The sequence below is a fragment of the Pseudomonas sp. 300 genome, assembly GCF_055803035.1.
In genome coordinates, this window is record NZ_JAVLRV010000002.1 from 1,699,777 (window position 1) to 1,716,419 (window position 16,643).

14 protein-coding genes are annotated in these 16,643 nt (G+C 60.7%); 6 read left to right on the forward strand and 8 right to left on the reverse strand.

What is annotated here, in order from left to right; translation table 11 throughout:
* Window positions 1–131: 131 nt before the first annotated feature.
* Genes efeO (Q7W83_RS14305) through efeU form a run of 4 tightly spaced genes read right to left on the reverse strand, consistent with a single transcriptional unit; the run spans window position 132 to window position 4,347 of the window.
* Window positions 132–956: an iron uptake system protein EfeO gene (gene efeO / locus Q7W83_RS14305; RefSeq protein WP_150653334.1), complete on the reverse strand. Its 825-nt coding sequence runs from the start codon at window positions 954–956 to the stop codon at window positions 132–134.
* A gap of 26 nt (window positions 957–982) precedes the next feature.
* Window positions 983–2,281 (reverse strand): iron uptake transporter deferrochelatase/peroxidase subunit, encoded by a 1,299-nt coding sequence (gene efeB / locus Q7W83_RS14310; RefSeq protein ID WP_473656231.1) that lies wholly within the window; start codon window positions 2,279–2,281, stop codon window positions 983–985.
* 18 nt (window positions 2,282–2,299) lie between these two features.
* Complete coding sequence (efeO, locus tag Q7W83_RS14315; RefSeq protein ID WP_473656232.1) at window positions 2,300–3,499, reverse strand: iron uptake system protein EfeO; 1,200 nt, start codon at window positions 3,497–3,499, stop codon at window positions 2,300–2,302.
* 8 nt (window positions 3,500–3,507) lie between these two features.
* Window positions 3,508–4,347, reverse strand: a complete 840-nt coding sequence (gene efeU / locus Q7W83_RS14320) for an iron uptake transporter permease EfeU (RefSeq protein WP_473656233.1) — start codon at window positions 4,345–4,347, stop codon at window positions 3,508–3,510.
* A 197-nt stretch (window positions 4,348–4,544) separates the two neighbouring features.
* Between efeU and Q7W83_RS14325 the strand changes: the two genes are divergently transcribed.
* The 6 genes from Q7W83_RS14325 (at window position 4,545) to Q7W83_RS14350 (ending at window position 11,514) form a co-directional block, all read left to right on the forward strand.
* Window positions 4,545–5,561 carry an AraC family transcriptional regulator gene (locus Q7W83_RS14325; protein ID WP_473656234.1) on the forward strand — a complete coding sequence of 339 codons (1,017 nt, stop codon included), beginning with the start codon at window positions 4,545–4,547 and terminating at the stop codon, window positions 5,559–5,561.
* Window positions 5,562–5,810: 249 nt separating this feature from the next.
* Window positions 5,811–7,475, forward strand: a complete 1,665-nt coding sequence (locus tag Q7W83_RS14330; protein WP_150634328.1) for an AMP-binding protein — start codon at window positions 5,811–5,813, stop codon at window positions 7,473–7,475.
* A gap of 16 nt (window positions 7,476–7,491) precedes the next feature.
* A complete protein-coding gene (locus Q7W83_RS14335) occupies window positions 7,492–8,253 on the forward strand; it encodes an SDR family NAD(P)-dependent oxidoreductase (protein WP_150634329.1) in 762 nt (253 codons plus the stop codon).
* 12 nt (window positions 8,254–8,265) lie between these two features.
* A complete protein-coding gene (locus tag Q7W83_RS14340; RefSeq protein WP_150637098.1) occupies window positions 8,266–9,459 on the forward strand; it encodes an acetyl-CoA C-acyltransferase in 1,194 nt (397 codons plus the stop codon).
* Between the two features lie 139 nt (window positions 9,460–9,598).
* Window positions 9,599–10,726 (forward strand): acyl-CoA dehydrogenase, encoded by a 1,128-nt coding sequence (locus Q7W83_RS14345; protein ID WP_150634331.1) that lies wholly within the window; start codon window positions 9,599–9,601, stop codon window positions 10,724–10,726.
* Between the two features lie 14 nt (window positions 10,727–10,740).
* The gene (locus tag Q7W83_RS14350; protein ID WP_150634332.1) at window positions 10,741–11,514 is read left to right on the forward strand and encodes an enoyl-CoA hydratase; all 774 of its coding nucleotides are present in this window, start codon (window positions 10,741–10,743) and stop codon (window positions 11,512–11,514) included.
* 644 nt (window positions 11,515–12,158) lie between these two features.
* Here the strand turns inward: Q7W83_RS14350 and Q7W83_RS14355 are convergent.
* The 4 genes from Q7W83_RS14355 to Q7W83_RS14370 form a co-directional block, all read right to left on the reverse strand.
* The gene (locus Q7W83_RS14355) at window positions 12,159–13,310 is read right to left on the reverse strand and encodes an acyl-CoA dehydrogenase family protein (protein WP_473656235.1); all 1,152 of its coding nucleotides are present in this window, start codon (window positions 13,308–13,310) and stop codon (window positions 12,159–12,161) included.
* A 3-nt stretch (window positions 13,311–13,313) separates the two neighbouring features.
* On the reverse strand, window positions 13,314–14,420 hold the full coding sequence (locus tag Q7W83_RS14360; RefSeq protein ID WP_473656236.1) for an enoyl-CoA hydratase/isomerase family protein: 1,107 nt from the start codon (window positions 14,418–14,420) through the stop codon (window positions 13,314–13,316).
* A 149-nt stretch (window positions 14,421–14,569) separates the two neighbouring features.
* Complete coding sequence (locus Q7W83_RS14365) at window positions 14,570–15,277, reverse strand: HPP family protein (RefSeq protein ID WP_150634335.1); 708 nt, start codon at window positions 15,275–15,277, stop codon at window positions 14,570–14,572.
* Between the two features lie 159 nt (window positions 15,278–15,436).
* Window positions 15,437–16,615 carry an MFS transporter gene (locus Q7W83_RS14370; RefSeq protein WP_150653342.1) on the reverse strand — a complete coding sequence of 393 codons (1,179 nt, stop codon included), beginning with the start codon at window positions 16,613–16,615 and terminating at the stop codon, window positions 15,437–15,439.
* Window positions 16,616–16,643: the final 28 nt, after the last annotated feature.

Below are 16,643 nucleotides of genomic sequence, written 5' to 3' on the forward strand. Positions count from 1 at the left end.
CAATCCATCAGCAAAATGCGTCGCCGGTGAGAAAGCCATCGCGAGCGGGCTCGCTCCCACATTGGACTTGTGGTCGGCACAGATCCCCTACCGGCTTGCTCGCGATGAGGCCCGCTCAGACGCTACAAAACTCAGTTCAACCCAAGCTTGCCACGCAACATCGACAAATCCTCAGCCAACGTATTCACCGGGCCGACCAGCGCCTTACGGTCGTTCTCTTTCACCTTGTCATAAGTCTCGAAACCACCGTCCCTGGTTTTGTATTTCGCCAGCGTCTTGTTCACCGTCGCAAAGTTCTTGTCGACCTTGGCAATGAACGCCGGGTCTTGTTTCTCGATCTGCGGACGGAACAGGTCGACGATTTTCTTCGCGCCGTCGATGTTGCCCTGGAAGTCATACAGGTCGGTGTGGCTGTAACGATCCTCTTCACCGGAGATCTTGGTCGCGGCGACTTCTTCGAGCAGCGAAGCCGCGCCACCGACCACTTTTTCAGGCGGGAAGGTCAGCCCGGCCACGCGCGATTGCAGGTCCTGGACGTCTTTGTTCAAACCATCGGCCAGCTCGCCCAGGCCCTCGGTGCTCTTCTCGGAAAACAACGAGTACTCGATGCGGTGGAACCCGGTGAAGTCTTCGGCTTTCACGCCTTTTTCGTGGTCGTCCACACGGGAGTCGATGGACGCGTCGAGGTCACTGAACAACTCGGCAATCGGTTCGATTGATTCGTAGTAAACCCGGGTCGGCGCGTAGAGTTTCTGCGCGGTGGCGAGGTCGCCTTTTTTCACCGCGTCGGTGAATTGCTGAGTGTGGCTGGCCAGCTCGTCCAGCTGCTCGGTGACGTAGATCTTGTAGTCCGAAACCGGCCCCACCAATTCCAACGGCGCCGTCGCCGCGAAAGCCGAAAGCGGGGAGTTGAGCAAACCGAGGGTCAGCAGTAACGCGAGAGGCGACTTTTTCATGAGACGGTTCCGTGGTGGGAGGTTGGTTAGGCGGTGGCTTTTGTTTGGGCCGCGTTGAGCAGTGAGCGACCGATGAAGTCCTGGTCGTCCGTAATACCTGGCAGGGTGAAGTAGTACCCTCCACCGACCGGCTTGAGGTATTCCTCGAGTGGTTCGCCGTTGAGGCGGGTTTGCACGGCGATGAAGCCTTTTTCCAGGTCGGCCTGGTAGCAGATGAACAGCAATCCCATGTCCAGCTGACCGTTTTTGTTGACGCCGTTGGAGTAGTTGAACGGCCGGCGCAGGATCAGGTTGGCCTGGCTCGCGGCGGTGCGCGGGTTGGCCAGGCGGATGTGGGCGTCGAGCTTGGTCAGCTTGCCTTCCGGGTCTTTGGCATAGTCCGGCACTTCGGTTTCATGGGTGCCGCCCAGGGGGGCGCCGGTGCTTTTGACCCGGCCGAGAATGCTTTCCTGCTCCTGCAGCGGCGTGCGGTCCCAGCGCTCCACGAAGTTGCGGATGATCCGCACCGCTTGATAACTGCCAGTGACGGCCCACGCCGGCTCGTCGCTGCCGGGCTGGACCCAGACGATGCGATCCATGGCCTTGGCGTCGTTGGAGTCGGGGTTGGCCGAACCGTCGCGAAAGCCCAGAAAGTTGCGCGCACTCTGCGCCGGCATACCGGGTTTCACCGGGGCTTGGGGCGGCACGCTGCCTTCCTGTTTCCAACGTACCAACAGCAAGTCCGGCAGGTTTTTCACGATGTCGCGCAGGGCGTGGATATTGGTGTCGGTGGTGTTGGCGCAGAACTGCACACTCAGGTCGCCGTGGCAGCAATCGGCTTCCAGCGCATCGTTGGGAAAACCGACCATGCGGCTCAGCCGTTTCGGTTTGGCGTGGGCCAGGCCAAAGCGTTCGTCGAACAAGGATTCACCCACCGATACGGTAATGGTCAGGTTGTCCGGCGTGACCAGCGGGCCGAGAATCCCTGAATCCAACGGCGGCAGTTTCGGATCGACCTGCGCCACCGGGCCGCCCTTCATCAGGAACGCGATGCGCTCACTGAGGGTGCGGAACAGTCGCTCGAGGTCTTCGCGATCGCTGGCCAACACATCAAACGACACCAGCATGCCCGACGCCGGGCGTGGGGTGACGATGCCGCTCTGGTGCTGGCCGTGGAAGGCGTGGCGGTCTTCGGTCTTGTCGCTGCTTGGCGCTTCGGTGACTTGCGCGGGGCTGGCGGCCATGGCCGGGCAGCTCAATGCCGAACCGGCCAGTGCCACACCGGCAGCGCCCATGCCCATCAATACCCGGCGACGCTGGAGGTTGAATTGCTCTGAGTCGTTCATCTGAAAGTCGTCTTCTGTTTACAGGCCTGAAAGGCCAAGGGCGGGGTCGATTCCGTCGAGTGCGTCGGCCAGGGCCTTGGCCTTGTCGGAGATCTGTTTGCGCTGCTCGGCGTTGACCCTGTCGTAGCTCGCGTAGCCGTCCTTGACCTTGAAGCCGTTGAGTTCGGCATCCAGGCTGGCGATGGCGCTGTCAATGGCCGGCAGCCGTTCGGCGGCGGATTTGGTCAGCAGCGGACGCAGCAAGTCGACGACTTTGCGGGCAGCAAAGAGGTTGCCGGCGAAACCGTTCAAGTCGGTATGACTGTAGCGTTCTTCTTCACCACTGCTGGCGCGCACATCACCGAGGTTGTTGAGGTTGCGCACCACGATGCCGACCAGTTGTTCCGGCGGCAGCGATTGCGCGAGCAGTTGTTGCTTGAGCGTGGTGACGTCGGTCAGCAGCCGCTGGGCCAGCGGTGCCAGTCCGTCGAGGTTGCGTTGCTGGAACAGCGCATATTCGAGGCGATGGAAACCGCTGAAGCCTGGGTCCTGCTCGCGTTTCTCGAAGTAATCGGCCTGGGCATTAATGGCGTTGTCCAGTTCGGCGAGACGCTGTGCGGCCGGGGCAATGCGTTGATAGGCGCTGCGCGCGGGGACGTACAAGGCTTGTGCCTGGCTCAGGTCACGGGCTTCGATGGCTTGCTCAAGCGCGGTGACGGCTTTGATCAGTGCGGTGCTCTGGCTGCTCAGGTAAACGCGAAACTCCGACAACGGCCCGATGAAAGCGACCATCGACGGCTTGGCCTTGGCCGCGGCATCGGACGCCGCGGTAGACGTCACATGCAGCGTGCCGCGCGGGTTGCTCAGCAGGCCGCAGGTGATCGCGTAGTCGCCGGGCAACAGGTTGGCGTTGATCACCTGACTCAGGCCGGGGGCGATGTTTTCCCGCTCTTCGACCACCAGCACGCCGTCGAGGATTTCCCATTCAACGGCGCGGTCCGAGCGGTTGACGATGCGGAAACTGGCGCGACCGGCCGGAACCGTCAGCGCATTCGGCTCGCAGCTGTGCGGGTGAATGGTTACCAGCACTTCGTCGTGGTTGGTCTGACGCTTGGCTGCGGCCATTTTCGACGCGTAGTAGAACAGGCCACCGGCGGCGATCATCACGATCACCGAACCGGCCACCGCCCAGCGCAAGGCGCGGGGAGGGGAGGCCACGGGAGGAGTAGGCGTTGACATGAAGGCCCTTACTGACTGGAAACGGAAGAAGCTTGTTTAGCGGGAGCAGGCGCGGGGAGAAAAAACAGCACCAGCGCCACCACCAGGTAAATCAGATAAGCGCCGAGGGTGCTGACAGTGGGCGCGTCCTGGTAGCCGAACATCCCCGCCAGTACTGAACCCAGCGGGCCATCCATCGGCAGCGTGGCGCTGAAGTCGAACAACACGGTCTGCAGGTGATTCCACAGCCCGGCTTCATGCAGTGCCTGCACCGAATTGGCGAGAATGCCGGCGGCCACCACCAGGATGAACAGGCCGGTCCAGCGGAAAAACGCGCCAAGGTTCAAGCGCATGCTGCCGGTGTAGATCAGGAAGCCGACGATGATCGCGAGGATCAGGCCGAGCAGGGCGCCAATCGGAGCCGCCGGGCCTTCGCTTTGCTGGAACACCGCGAGCAGGAAGAACACCGTTTCCAGGCCTTCCCGGGCGACAGCGAAAAACACCATGGCGATCAGTGCCGTGACCTGATGTTTAGAGCCAGTCAGCGCCTGATCGAGGGAGACGTGCAGCGAATGTTTGATCGATTGCGCGACCTTGCGCATCCAGAACACCATGGAACTGAGGATGCCGACCGCGACCAGACCGACCACACCTTCAAACAGTTCTTGCTGTTTTTGCGGGAATTCGGCGCTGACCAATTCCAGGCCACCGCCCACCAGCAACGCCAGCGCAGCAGCGAGAAACACGCCGATCCACACGGCAGGCATCCACTGGCCGCGCCCGGTTTGCTTGAGGTAGCTGGCGATGATGCCAACGATCAATGCGGCCTCGATGCCTTCGCGCAGCATGATCAAAAAAGGAACAAGCATTCAGCACCGTCGCGGGATTAGATAGGGTGCTAATTTGTAACATAATGACACTCATTCCCAAGTAGCAATCATTGACATTTACCTGAACCTAAGCTGAACAACCCTCAGCATCACCCGCTCCCACAGGATCTCCTTTGCTCTGGCGGGCTGCGCTAATATGCCCACCACTCAAACAACAACACGGCACACCTCGCTCAATGTCGGAAAAAGACACCATCTCCATTCAACTGGTGCGTGAAGCGCTGTTGCAAAGTTGCGCTCCGGGCGCCGCCACCGACGAGGTGTTGCACAAGGTTGGCATCGATCCGACGCTGCTGGAGTCTGCCGATGCCCGCGTCCCGGCCACCGCCTACGCCAGGCTGTGGCGTTTACTGGCCCGGCGTCGCGACGATGAGTTTTTTGGCATGGACCCGCGCAAACTCAAATCCGGCAGCCTGGAGTTTCTGTGTCGCAGCTCGATGGTCCAGCAGAGCCTTGCCGCGGGCCTGACGTCGGGGCTGGGGTTTCTTTCGTTGATGCTAGAACACCTGCCTGCGCAACTGGTTCGTCAGCAAAGTCTCGCGGAAATCGTCCTGCTGGAAGACGAACAGGACCCGCGCCGTGCCTTCACTTATTTCACTTACTGGATGATCGTTCACGGCGTTGCCTGTTGGCTCGCGGGGCGGCGGATTCCGATTCTGGCCATCGAGTTGCGCTGCCCGGAACCGGATTTCTGTGACGACTACCAGGTGATGTTTTCCGAGAACCTGCGTTTTGACCGACCACGCACGCGGATGATTTTTTCGGCTGAGTGCCTGGATCTGCCGATCAAGCGTAGTGCTGAAGAACTCAAGCGGTTCCTGGCCCACGCGCCGGCAAACATTCTGGTGAAATATCGCGACCCGGAAAGCCTGGCCAGTCGGATCAAGCAGGATTTGCGGCAATTGCCCGCAGAGCAATGGCCGGAAACCGAGCCCTTGGCACAGCAACTGTGCATGTCGGCATCAACCTTGCGCCGGCGGCTGGCGGAAGAGGGGCAGACTTATCAAGGCCTCAAGGACAGCGTGCGCAAGGAGTTGGCCATCGTCTGGCTGGCGGAGCCGAGTATCAGCTTCGCCGAAATCGCCACGCGGCTGGGGTTTGCCGATGCGAGCTCGTTCTACAAGGCGTTTCGCAAATGGTCGGGGTCGAATCCGGGGCATTACCGGAGTTTGATTCTGAACGAGGCTGACTGATCCGGATTTTGTAGTGATGCTGCTGGCCTCATCGCGAGCAGGCTCGCTCCCACATTTGGAACGCATTCCCCTGTGGGAGCGAGCCTGCTCGCGATGAGGGCATCACAGGCGCCGCATTCCTCAAACCTTGGCCAAACCAGTCAGACAACTTGATAGCTTTGACCATTGCCCCACCCCCCGCGCAGAGCGAGTATTTCCCTGTTGGTTACGGTTCCCCCAACCTAATAAAAATACACAGGGATTCTGGCAATGCGCGATTACTTGTCTGCCACGTCACAGTTCAATTATCAGCACACCGTCGACACCGCACTTGCGGGCGATCTGACGGCCCTCAATGCCTGTGTCGAGTGTTGCGACCGGCATGCGTTGCCAGGTCGTATCGCGCTCTTCTGGGAAGGCCGCGACGGCGCCAGCGCGATGTACACGTTCAGCGACTTGCAGGACAAAGCCGCGCGTTTCGCCAACTTCCTCCTGGCGCAGGGCGTGAAGAAAGGCGACAAGGTCGCCGGCCTGTTGCCGCGCAACATCGAATTGTTGATCACCGTGTTCGCCACCTGGCGCATCGGCGCGGTGTATCAGCCGCTGTTCACCGCGTTCGGCCCCAAAGCCATCGAACATCGCCTGAGCAGTTCCGGCGCCAAAGTGGTGGTGACCGACGCGGTCAACCGCTCCAAACTCGCTGAAGTCGCCGACTGCCCGACCACCGTCACCGTCGGCGGTGCCAAAGGCCAGGGCATTGTCCGTGGCGATTTCAGTTTCTGGGCCGAACTGGCCAATTTTTCCGCTGATTGCGAACCGGTGCTGCTGACCGGCGAAGACCCGTTCCTGCTGATGTTCACCTCCGGCACTACTGGCCCGTCGAAAGCGCTGTCGGTACCGCTCAAGGCAATCGTCGCCTTCCAGAGTTACACCCGTGACGCCGTGGACCTGCGCCCTGAAGATGCGTTCTGGAACGTCGCCGACCCGGGCTGGGCCTACGGCATTTATTTCGGCGTCACCGGACCGATGGCGATGGGGCATCCGATTACCTTTTACGATGGCCCGTTCACCCTCGAAAGCACCTGCCGGGTGATCAACAAGTACGGCATCACCAACCTCACCGGTTCACCGACCGCCTACCGTCTACTGATTGCCGGTGGCGACGAGTTCGCGAAATCGATCAAGGGCAAACTGCGCATCGTCAGCAGCGCCGGCGAGCCGTTGAACCCGGAAGTGATCCGCTGGTTCGCCGATAACCTCGGCGTAGTCATTCACGACCACTATGGCCAGACCGAGTTGGGCATGGTCCTGTGCAACCACCACGGCCTCGAGCACCCGATCCACATGGGCGCCGCCGGTTTTGCCTCGCCAGGCCACCGTATCGTGGTGCTGGACGACGAGTACAAGGAACTGGGCGTCGGCCAACCCGGCATCCTCGCCGTCGACCGCACTCAGTCGCCGATGTGCTGGTTCGCCGGTTACGAAGGCGCACCGACCAAGGCCTTCGTCGGCAACTATTACCTGAGCGGCGACACCGTCGAGTGGAACCCGGACGGCAGCATCAGCTTCGTCGGGCGAAGTGACGACGTGATCACCACCTCCGGCTATCGCGTCGGGCCATTCGACGTCGAAAGTGCATTGATCGAGCACCCGGCCGTCGTCGAAGCCGCGGTGGTCGGTAAGCCCGATCCGGAACGCACCGAGCTGGTCAAAGCGTTCGTCGTGCTCAGCGCGCAATACCGCGCGGCGCCGGAGTTGGCCGAAGAACTGCGCCAACACGTGCGCAAGCGTCTGGCCGCGCACTCTTATCCGCGTGAAATCGAATTTGTCAGCGAGTTGCCGAAAACCCCAAGCGGCAAATTGCAGCGCTTTATCTTGCGCAACCAGGAAATCGCCAAGGCTCAAGAGGCCGCAGCGAAGAACGTTTCAGCTTGAACCCAAGGAAACAATGATGCAGATCGAAAACAAGGTTTTTCTGGTCACCGGCGGTGCCTCCGGGCTCGGTGCGGCCACCGCTGAAATGCTGATCGCGGCTGGCGCCAAAGTGATGCTGGTGGACATGAACGCCGACGCCGTTGCGGCCCAGGCTGAACGTCTCGGCGCGCACAGCGTGGTCGCGGACATCAGCAACGAAGCGGCGGCTGAAGCAGCCGTCCAGGCCACGGTCAAAGCCTTCGGTGGCCTCAACGGTCTGGTCAACTGCGCCGGCATCGTGCGTGGCGAGAAGATCCTCGGCAAAAACGGTCCGCATGCACTGGCCAGCTTCAGCCAGGTAATCAACGTCAACCTGATCGGCAGCTTCAACATGCTGCGTCTGGCGTCGGCGGCGATTGCCGAAACCGAGCCGGATGCCGATGGCGAGCGCGGGGTGATCATCAACACCGCGTCCGCTGCGGCTTACGATGGTCAGATTGGCCAGGCGGCTTATGCCGCGTCCAAAGGTGCGATCGTCAGCCTGACCTTGCCGGCGGCTCGTGAGCTGGCGCGTTTTGGCATCCGTGTGATGACCATCGCTCCGGGCATTTTCGAGACGCCGATGATGGCCGGCATGACCCCGGAAGTCCGCGATTCCCTTGCCGCTGGCGTGCCGTTTCCGCCACGTTTGGGCAAACCGGGCGAGTATGCCGCGCTGGTCAGGCATATCATTGAAAACAGCATGCTCAATGGCGAGGTGATCCGTCTCGACGGTGCCTTGCGCATGGCCGCCAAGTAAGGAGGATTTGTCATGACCCTTTCCAACGATCCGATTGTTATCGTCAGCGCCGTCCGCACCCCGATGGGTGGTTTCCAGGGCGAACTGAAAAGTCTGACCGCGCCACAACTGGGCGCTGCCGCGATTCGCGCTGCCGTTGAGCGCGCCGGTGTGGCGCCGGACGCCGTTGAAGAAGTGCTGTTCGGCTGCGTGCTGCCCGCCGGCCTCGGCCAGGCCCCGGCCCGTCAGGCTGCACTGGGCGCCGGGCTGGATAAATCGACCCGCTGCACCACCCTGAACAAAATGTGCGGGTCCGGTATGGAAGCGGCGATTCTGGCCCACGACATGCTGGTCGCCGGCAGCGCCGATGTTGTCGTCGCCGGCGGTATGGAAAGCATGTCCAACGCGCCGTACCTGCTCGACCGCGCCCGCAGCGGTTACCGCATGGGCCATGGTCGTGTGCTTGATTCCATGTTCCTCGACGGTCTGGAAGACGCCTACGATAAAGGCCGCCTGATGGGCACTTTCGCTGAAGATTGCGCCGAAACCAACGGCTTCAGCCGCGAAGCGCAGGACGCGTTTGCCATCGCTTCGACCACCCGCGCGCAGCAAGCGATCAAGGACGGCAGCTTCAAGGACGAGATCGTGCCGCTGACCGTGACCGTCGGCAAAGAGCAGGTGCTGATCAGCAATGACGAGCAGCCGCCGAAAGCCCGACTGGACAAGATTGCCTCGCTGAAACCGGCGTTCCGTGAAGGCGGCACCGTTACGGCGGCGAACTCCAGTTCGATTTCCGACGGCGCGGCGGCACTGGTGCTGATGCGCCGTTCCGAAGCTGAGAAACGCGGCTTGAAACCGCTGGCGGTGATCCATGGGCACGCGGCATTCGCCGACACGCCGGGCCTGTTCCCGGTGGCACCGATCGGCGCGATCAAACGGCTGATGAAAAAAACCGGCTGGTCGCTGAATGACGTCGATCTGGTCGAAGTCAACGAAGCCTTCGCCGTGGTCGGCATGGCGGCGATGACTCACCTGGAAATCCCCCACGAGAAACTCAATGTGCACGGCGGTGCTTGCGCACTGGGTCACCCGATCGGTGCGTCCGGAGCGCGGATTCTCGTGACCTTGCTCTCGGCCCTGCGCCAGAAAGGCCTGAAACGCGGCGTTGCGGCGATCTGCATCGGCGGCGGTGAAGCCACGGCCATGGCCGTGGAATGCCTGTACTAGGCCAACTTCCCCCCTGTGGGAGCCAGCCTGCTGGCGATGACGGTGTGTCATAAAAGTAGAGATTAACTGACATGACGCTATCGCCAGCAGGCTAGCTCCCACAGAGTTCTATGTCGTACCCGGATTTAAAGGATTCACCATGATTCCCAATGACGACCAACAACAGATCCGCGACATGGCCCGGCAATTCGCCGAGGAACGGCTGAAACCGTTCGCCGCCGAATGGGACCGTGAGCACCGATTCCCCAAGGAAGCCATCGGCGAAATGGCCGAGCTGGGCTTCTTCGGCATGCTGGTGCCGGAGCAGTGGGGCGGTTGTGACACCGGTTACCTGGCCTACGCCATGGCCCTGGAAGAAATCGCCGCCGGCGACGGCGCCTGCTCGACCATCATGAGCGTGCACAATTCCGTGGGTTGCGTGCCGATCCTCAACTACGGCAACGACGACCAGAAAGAACGCTTTCTCAAACCGCTGGCCAGCGGTGCGATGCTCGGCGCCTTTGCCCTGACCGAACCGCAGGCCGGCTCCGACGCCAGTGGCCTGAAAACCCGTGCGCGTCTGGAAGGCGATCACTACGTGCTCAACGGCTGCAAGCAATTCATCACCTCCGGGCAGAACGCCGGGGTGGTGATTGTGTTTGCGGTGACGGACCCAAGCGCCGGCAAACGCGGGATCACCGCGCTGATCGTGCCCACCGACTCACCGGGCTACAAAGTCGCCCGCGTCGAAGACAAGCTTGGCCAGCATGCGTCCGACACCTGCCAGATTTTGTTCGAAGACGTCAAAGTCCCGGTCGCCAATCGACTCGGCGAGGAGGGTGAAGGCTATCGAATTGCCCTGGCCAACCTCGAAGGCGGCCGCGTCGGCATCGCTTCGCAATCGGTCGGCATGGCCCGCGCTGCGTTCGAAGCCGCCCGGGATTATGCCCGTGAGCGCGAGAGCTTCGGCAAACCGATCATCGAGCATCAGGCCGTCGCGTTTCGCCTCGCGGACATGGCGACCCAGATCGCCGTCGCCCGGCAGATGGTGCATTACGCCGCGGCGCTGCGAGACAGTGGTAAACCGGCGCTGGTCGAAGCATCCATGGCCAAACTGTTCGCCTCGGAAATGGCCGAAAAGGTCTGCTCCGCCGCATTGCAAACCCTCGGCGGTTACGGTTACCTGAACGACTTCCCGCTGGAGCGGATCTACCGCGACGTGCGGGTTTGCCAGATTTATGAAGGCACCAGCGATATTCAACGCATGGTCATTTCGCGCAGTCTTTAAGAAGGAGCACCCTTGTGAGTTACGAAACGATTTTGCTGGAAACCCACGGCCGTGTCGGCCTGATCACCCTGAACCGTCCGCAGGCGCTGAACGCGTTGAACGCGCAGATCGTCAGCGAACTCAACCACGCCCTCGATGGCCTGGAAGCCGATTCCAACATCGGTTGCATCGTACTGACCGGCTCGAAGAAAGCCTTCGCCGCTGGTGCCGACATCAAGGAAATGGCTGAGCTGACCTACCCGCAGATCTATCTCGACGACCTGTTCAGCGACAGTGATCGCGTGGCCAACCGCCGCAAGCCGATCATCGCCGCGGTCAACGGTTTTGCCTTGGGCGGTGGCTGTGAACTGGCGCTGATGTGCGACTTCATCCTGGCCGGCGACAACGCCCGGTTCGGCCAACCGGAAATCAACCTCGGCGTGTTGCCGGGCATGGGTGGCACCCAACGCCTGACCCGCGCGGTGGGTAAGGCCAAAGCGATGGAAATGTGCCTCAGCGGGCGTTTGATCGATGCGGTGGAAGCGGAGCGTTGCGGGATCGTGGCGCGGATCGTACCGGCGGACGAATTGCTGGACGAAGCGCTGAAAGTCGCCGCGTTGATCGCCAAGAAGTCGCTGCCGATTGCGATGATGGTCAAGGAAAGCGTCAACCGTGCATTTGAAGTGAGCCTGTCGGAAGGCGTGCGCTTTGAGCGTCGGGTGTTCCATGCGGCGTTTGCGACGCAGGATCAGAAGGAAGGGATGGCGGCGTTTATTGCCAAGCGTGAAGCGGAGTTCGTCGGTAAGTAACGTAGCGTTTTCACCGACGCCTTCGCGAGCAAGCCCGCTCCACACATTCAATCGCGTTCCTTCATGAGGAATGCGGTCAAATGCGAGGGCGGGCTTGCTCGCGATGCGTTTGGTCGATCACTCCTTGGTGAGCATTTATACCGGAAGAAACATTCCGAATAATATGAAGGGGTTAAGGCCACTACTTCGCCCGTATTCGACCTCCACGCTCATCAACTATCGTGAAAGTGCCTGGACGCGACCCGAGGCTTCAGGATGAAGCCAACTTTCCAAGGCCAAACAATCACCGATATTCAGAGGTTTCCCTGGCCAATTGTCATTTCGTACACGCTGCTTGCTGCACCCCGATACAGGATGCGCCGCAGGGTATCTTTCTGCACCGAGAACCCAATGTAGGCGATGTCGTTTACTGGTCGAGAAACAAAGGGAAGGCTGTTTTAGTGAAACAACGCACCATCATCTTTGACGAAAATGACGATGTCATATCGGTTCTTTTCAAAGTTGATGAACTTCCCGCGGAAGAGGAAGAGGCCATCACGGGTGTGTTGGCGCGATAAGCAGGAAGTCCCCGAATAACTCGGGGCGAAGCGTCCGCTTCCAGAATTGATACGGAAGCGGGCTTCAGCAAAAAACGCGTCTTGGGTTCAAACCAGGTAGTGCTTGAGTTCCCGCGCAATGACCATCCGCTGTATCTCGCTCGACCCTTCATAAATCTGTGTAATCCGCGCATCCCGGTAATAACGCTCCACCGGGTAATCCTCCAGATACCCATACCCGCCATGAATCTGCATCGCCGACGAGCAGACCTTTTCGGCCATTTCCGACGCAAATAGCTTGGCCTGCGAAGCCTCCGACAAACACGGCTTGCCCGCACTGCGCAACCGTGCGGCATGCAGGATCAGCAACCGTGCAGCATTCAGGCGCGTGTGCATGTCGGCCAGCATATTGGCGATGCTCTGGTGCTCGATGATCGGCTTGTCGAACTGCACGCGATCACGGGAATAGGCCAGCGCGGCTTCGAACGCGGCACGGGCGATGCCCAGCGCCTGCGCGGCGATGCCGATGCGTCCGCCTTCGAGGTTGGACAGCGCAATGGCCAGGCCTTTACCGCGCTCACCCAGCAGATTGGCTTCGGGAATGGTGCAGTTGCTCAGAGTCACCGCGCAGGTATCGGAAGCGCGGATGCCCATCTTGTGTTCGGTACGATCAACGATGAAGCCGGCGGTATCGGTTGGCACCAGAAACGCAGAAATACCGCGTTTGCCCAGTTCCGGATCGGTCACTGCGAACACGATCGCCAATTTTGCCCGTTTGCCGTTGCTGACGAATTGCTTGGCGCCGTTGATCACCCACTGCCCGTCGCGCAGTTCGGCGCGGGTGCGCAGGTTGTGCGCCTCGGAACCGGCTTGCGGTTCGGTCAGGCAGAAGCAGCCGATGGCCTTGCCGCTGGCCAGATCCGGCAACCAGGTCTGTTTCTGTTCTTTAGTGCCGTAATTCAGAACCGGTCCGCAACCCACGGAATTGTGGATGCTCATCAGTGCGCCCGTGGCGCCGTCGCCGGCGGAAATCTCTTCCACCGCCAGGGCGTAGGCGACGTAATCGACATACGTGCCGCCCCATTCCTCGGGCACCACCATGCCCAACAGCCCCAGTTCGCCCATCTTTGCCACCAGACCGTCGTCAATCCAGCCGGCCTTTTCCCAGGCTTGCGCGTGGGGCGCGATTTCGCCGCGGGCAAAGTCCCGGGCCATGTCGCGGATCATGACTTGCTCTTCGCTCAATTCGATATCGTGCATGGCTCAGCTCCCGCTCCGGTCAAACCCTGTGAAAAAACTCGCGACGTGCTCGGCGTCCAGCGCCTGCAAGGTCGGCGGGTTCCAGCGCGGGGCTTTGTCTTTGTCGATCAGCAATGCGCGCACACCTTCGATCAGGTCGCCGCGCTCGAACCACTGACGGTCCAGATGCAGTTCCAGGGCAAAGCAGTCTTCCAGACTCAGATTCCGACCGCGCCGCAGCATTTCCAGAGTCACACCCATGGCCAGCGGTGAACGGCTTTGCAGCAGGTCGGCGGTGGTCGTCGCCCATTCATGACTGTCGGCAACCGTGACTTCGCGAAGTTGCTCAACAATACTCGGCACGTCAGGCAGGGCGAAGAAGTGATCGATGGCCGGGCGCAGCGCTTCCAATGGCGCATCGGGCAGTTGCTGCACGGCGAGTTGGGCCAGCAAGCCTTGCAGGTCCTTGAGTGGTGTGTCGTGCCATTCGAGCTGATCGAGTTGTTCGTCCAGTACGCTGAGCTTGTCACTGTCCAGATACCAGTCGGCCAGGCCGCAATAGAGCGCATCTGCCGCACGGATCTGCACGCCGCTGACGCCCAGATAGATCCCCAGTTCACCGGGGATGCGCGGCAGGAAGTGACTGCCGCCCACATCCGGGAAGTATCCGATGGCCACTTCCGGCATTGCCAGACGACTTTTCTCGGTGACCACCCGCAAGTCGGCGCCTTGCACCAGGCCCATGCCGCCGCCCAGGACGAAACCGTCCATCAAGGCCAGTACGGGTTTGCGGTAATGATGGATAGCGAGGTCGAGGGCGTATTCCTCGACGAAGAAATCTTCGTACAGCGAGCCACCGCTTTTGAAACTGTTGTAGAGCGAACGGATGTCGCCACCGGCGCAGAAGGCTTTTTCGCCAGCACCGCGCAGCACCACGGCATGCACCTGAGAATCCTGTGCCCAAACGTCGAGTTGGTGCTGCAGTTGACGGACCATGTCCAGGGTGATCGCGTTGAGACCGGCGGGGCGGTTGAGGGTCAGGTGACCGATGTGGTTGCGGACCTCGGCCAGCACCTCGATTTGCGTGGCATCCATGGACGAAGCGTCCTTCGATGAAACCTGAGCAGTCATCACTAACTCCCTGCTTTTATTGTTCTTTATAGAGAAGCTCGCGCGCGAGCGATGCAGGATCGTAACAGTGCAAATTTGTGATGTACAACCGGGATAAATGCAGGTGCTGTCTGCATTTTTGCAGCGCCTCTGCAAGCATTTGTGTGATGTCAGGTTCTACGGCTCAGGACTTCACCAATACTGCGGCGCTTGGCATGCAGCTCACTGGCCTGAATCAACTGCTCAAGGTCTTCAGGCGTGACGTCAAAGAAAGCCTCCATGTCCGCCAGCGCGTGTTTCAGGTCCTGGGCAGTAATCGCCTGGCTGTCGATTGGCGGATGATCGGCCGGCACGACCGCCACCGGCTCACTGGCACGTCTGGGGTAGCGAATGCGCGTCAGGTTGTTGTACACGAGGGCGCTGAGCAGCATGGTCGCGGCACCGAGCATCACCGGGCCGAGGGCTTTCCAGTCCAGCGCGATGGTCGCGGGGTCGGCCAGTACCAATAACAATGCCAATGCGCCGGCCGGCGGGTGCAGGCAACGCAGCCAGCACATCAGCATCAGCGCCATGCCTGCGGCGAGGCAAGCGCTGCCAAGGGTTCGCCCGAGCACGTGAGCGACGAGCAATGCGATCACCCCCGCACTCAGGTAGCCGCCGAGAATCGACCAGGGTTGCGCCAGCGCCCCGGAGGACACCGCAAACAAAAGCACCGCCGAGGCGCCCAGCGGACCGATCAGGTGCTGCGCCACTTCGATGCCGAAAACCTGGGAGCAGAGCCAGACGCTGAACAGCGTACCGAGGGCCATGCCGATGGCGGCGCGGCTCCATTCAGACGGTCGAGTGTTGATGGCAGAAGGTAACCAGCGAGCGAACATGAGTTAGACGGTCCGGTGTAAAAATCGAGGCAAAAAAAAGGCTTAGCTGGGATACCCAGAAAGCCCTTGAAGTTGTTCCAACTATTGGGGGAGGAACGAGGCACAGTGTGCCGCTCATTCCAGACAGAGACAAATTCATATTAATGCAGCTTCAGTGCATTAATTTTGATGTAAAGCCACCCGGCGGCCGCTCATGAAACACAGGAAACCGCCCATGGCGGTCAGCGCGCTGAGGGCGTAAAACATCGTCGGCGCCGGGGTGTGCATCAGCAGGAAACCGCAAATCACCGGGCTCAGTGCACCGCCGAGGGCCGCGAGGTTCTGCGCGCCGTAGTAGCTGCCGCGCAATTCCTCAGGCGCCAGTGTGTCGACGAACAGGAATTCGGCGGGGTAAATGATCATTTCGCCGAGGGTAAAGATGAACATGGCGATGCACCACGACACCAGGCTATCCGCCAGGCTGAAGCCGATCAGGCCGACGATGAACAGGCTGGTGCCACCGGCGATCCAGTAGCGCAGTTGTTCACGCTTGAGGAAACGACCGATCTGGTACTGCAGCAGGATCACGCTGATGGCGTTGCAGGCAAGCAGGGTGGCCATGGTTTCCAGAGCGCGTTTGGAATCGTGGGTTACCAGCAGGTATTGCGACAGGTACAAGGTGAAACGGCCATGGACCACGGTGCTGAGCAGACAGCCGCAGGTAAACATGATCAGCGTGCGGTCGTTTTTCAGCGTGATCAGGGTTTTCAGAAAGCTTTGCGGCTGGCCAATCGCCGGTGTCTGGCTCGAATCTTTCGGGATCCCGCTCATCAGGAAGATGCTGAAAAATGCAATGCCACCGGCAATCAGGAACGGTGCAATCGGATAGACACCCGCGATCACCACGCCGAGCATCGGCCCCGTGGCGTAACCGATGTTGGTCAGGGTGTAGCGCAGGGAAAAGGCCTTGGCGCGCTGGCCCACGGGCAGGTTTTCGCTGAGGATCGCCTTCGAGCCGATCAGGAACAGCGCCGAAGCGGTTTCGGTGATCACCAGGGTCAGGGTGGTCAGGTAGAGGTTTTCGGCGAAGGTCAGCAGCACGAAGCCGATAGCGCTGGAGAGCATGGCGAGGATCAGCAGCCGGCGCTTTTCGAGGCGGTCGATGATGTAGCCGCCGTAGAGCGCCAGCAAGGTGGCGATGAACACCGCGATGCCCAGCAGCAAGCCAACGTCCTGTTGGTTGAGGCCCAGTTTGTTGCTCAGGAACAATGTGAGCAACGGGCTGGTGATGGCGCGGCTGACGACGATGGTCAGCGAAACGATCATCAACCGGCGGATAACAAGCGAGTAAGTGGCCACGGTGGGGCAAATGTCCTTATTCAGATTT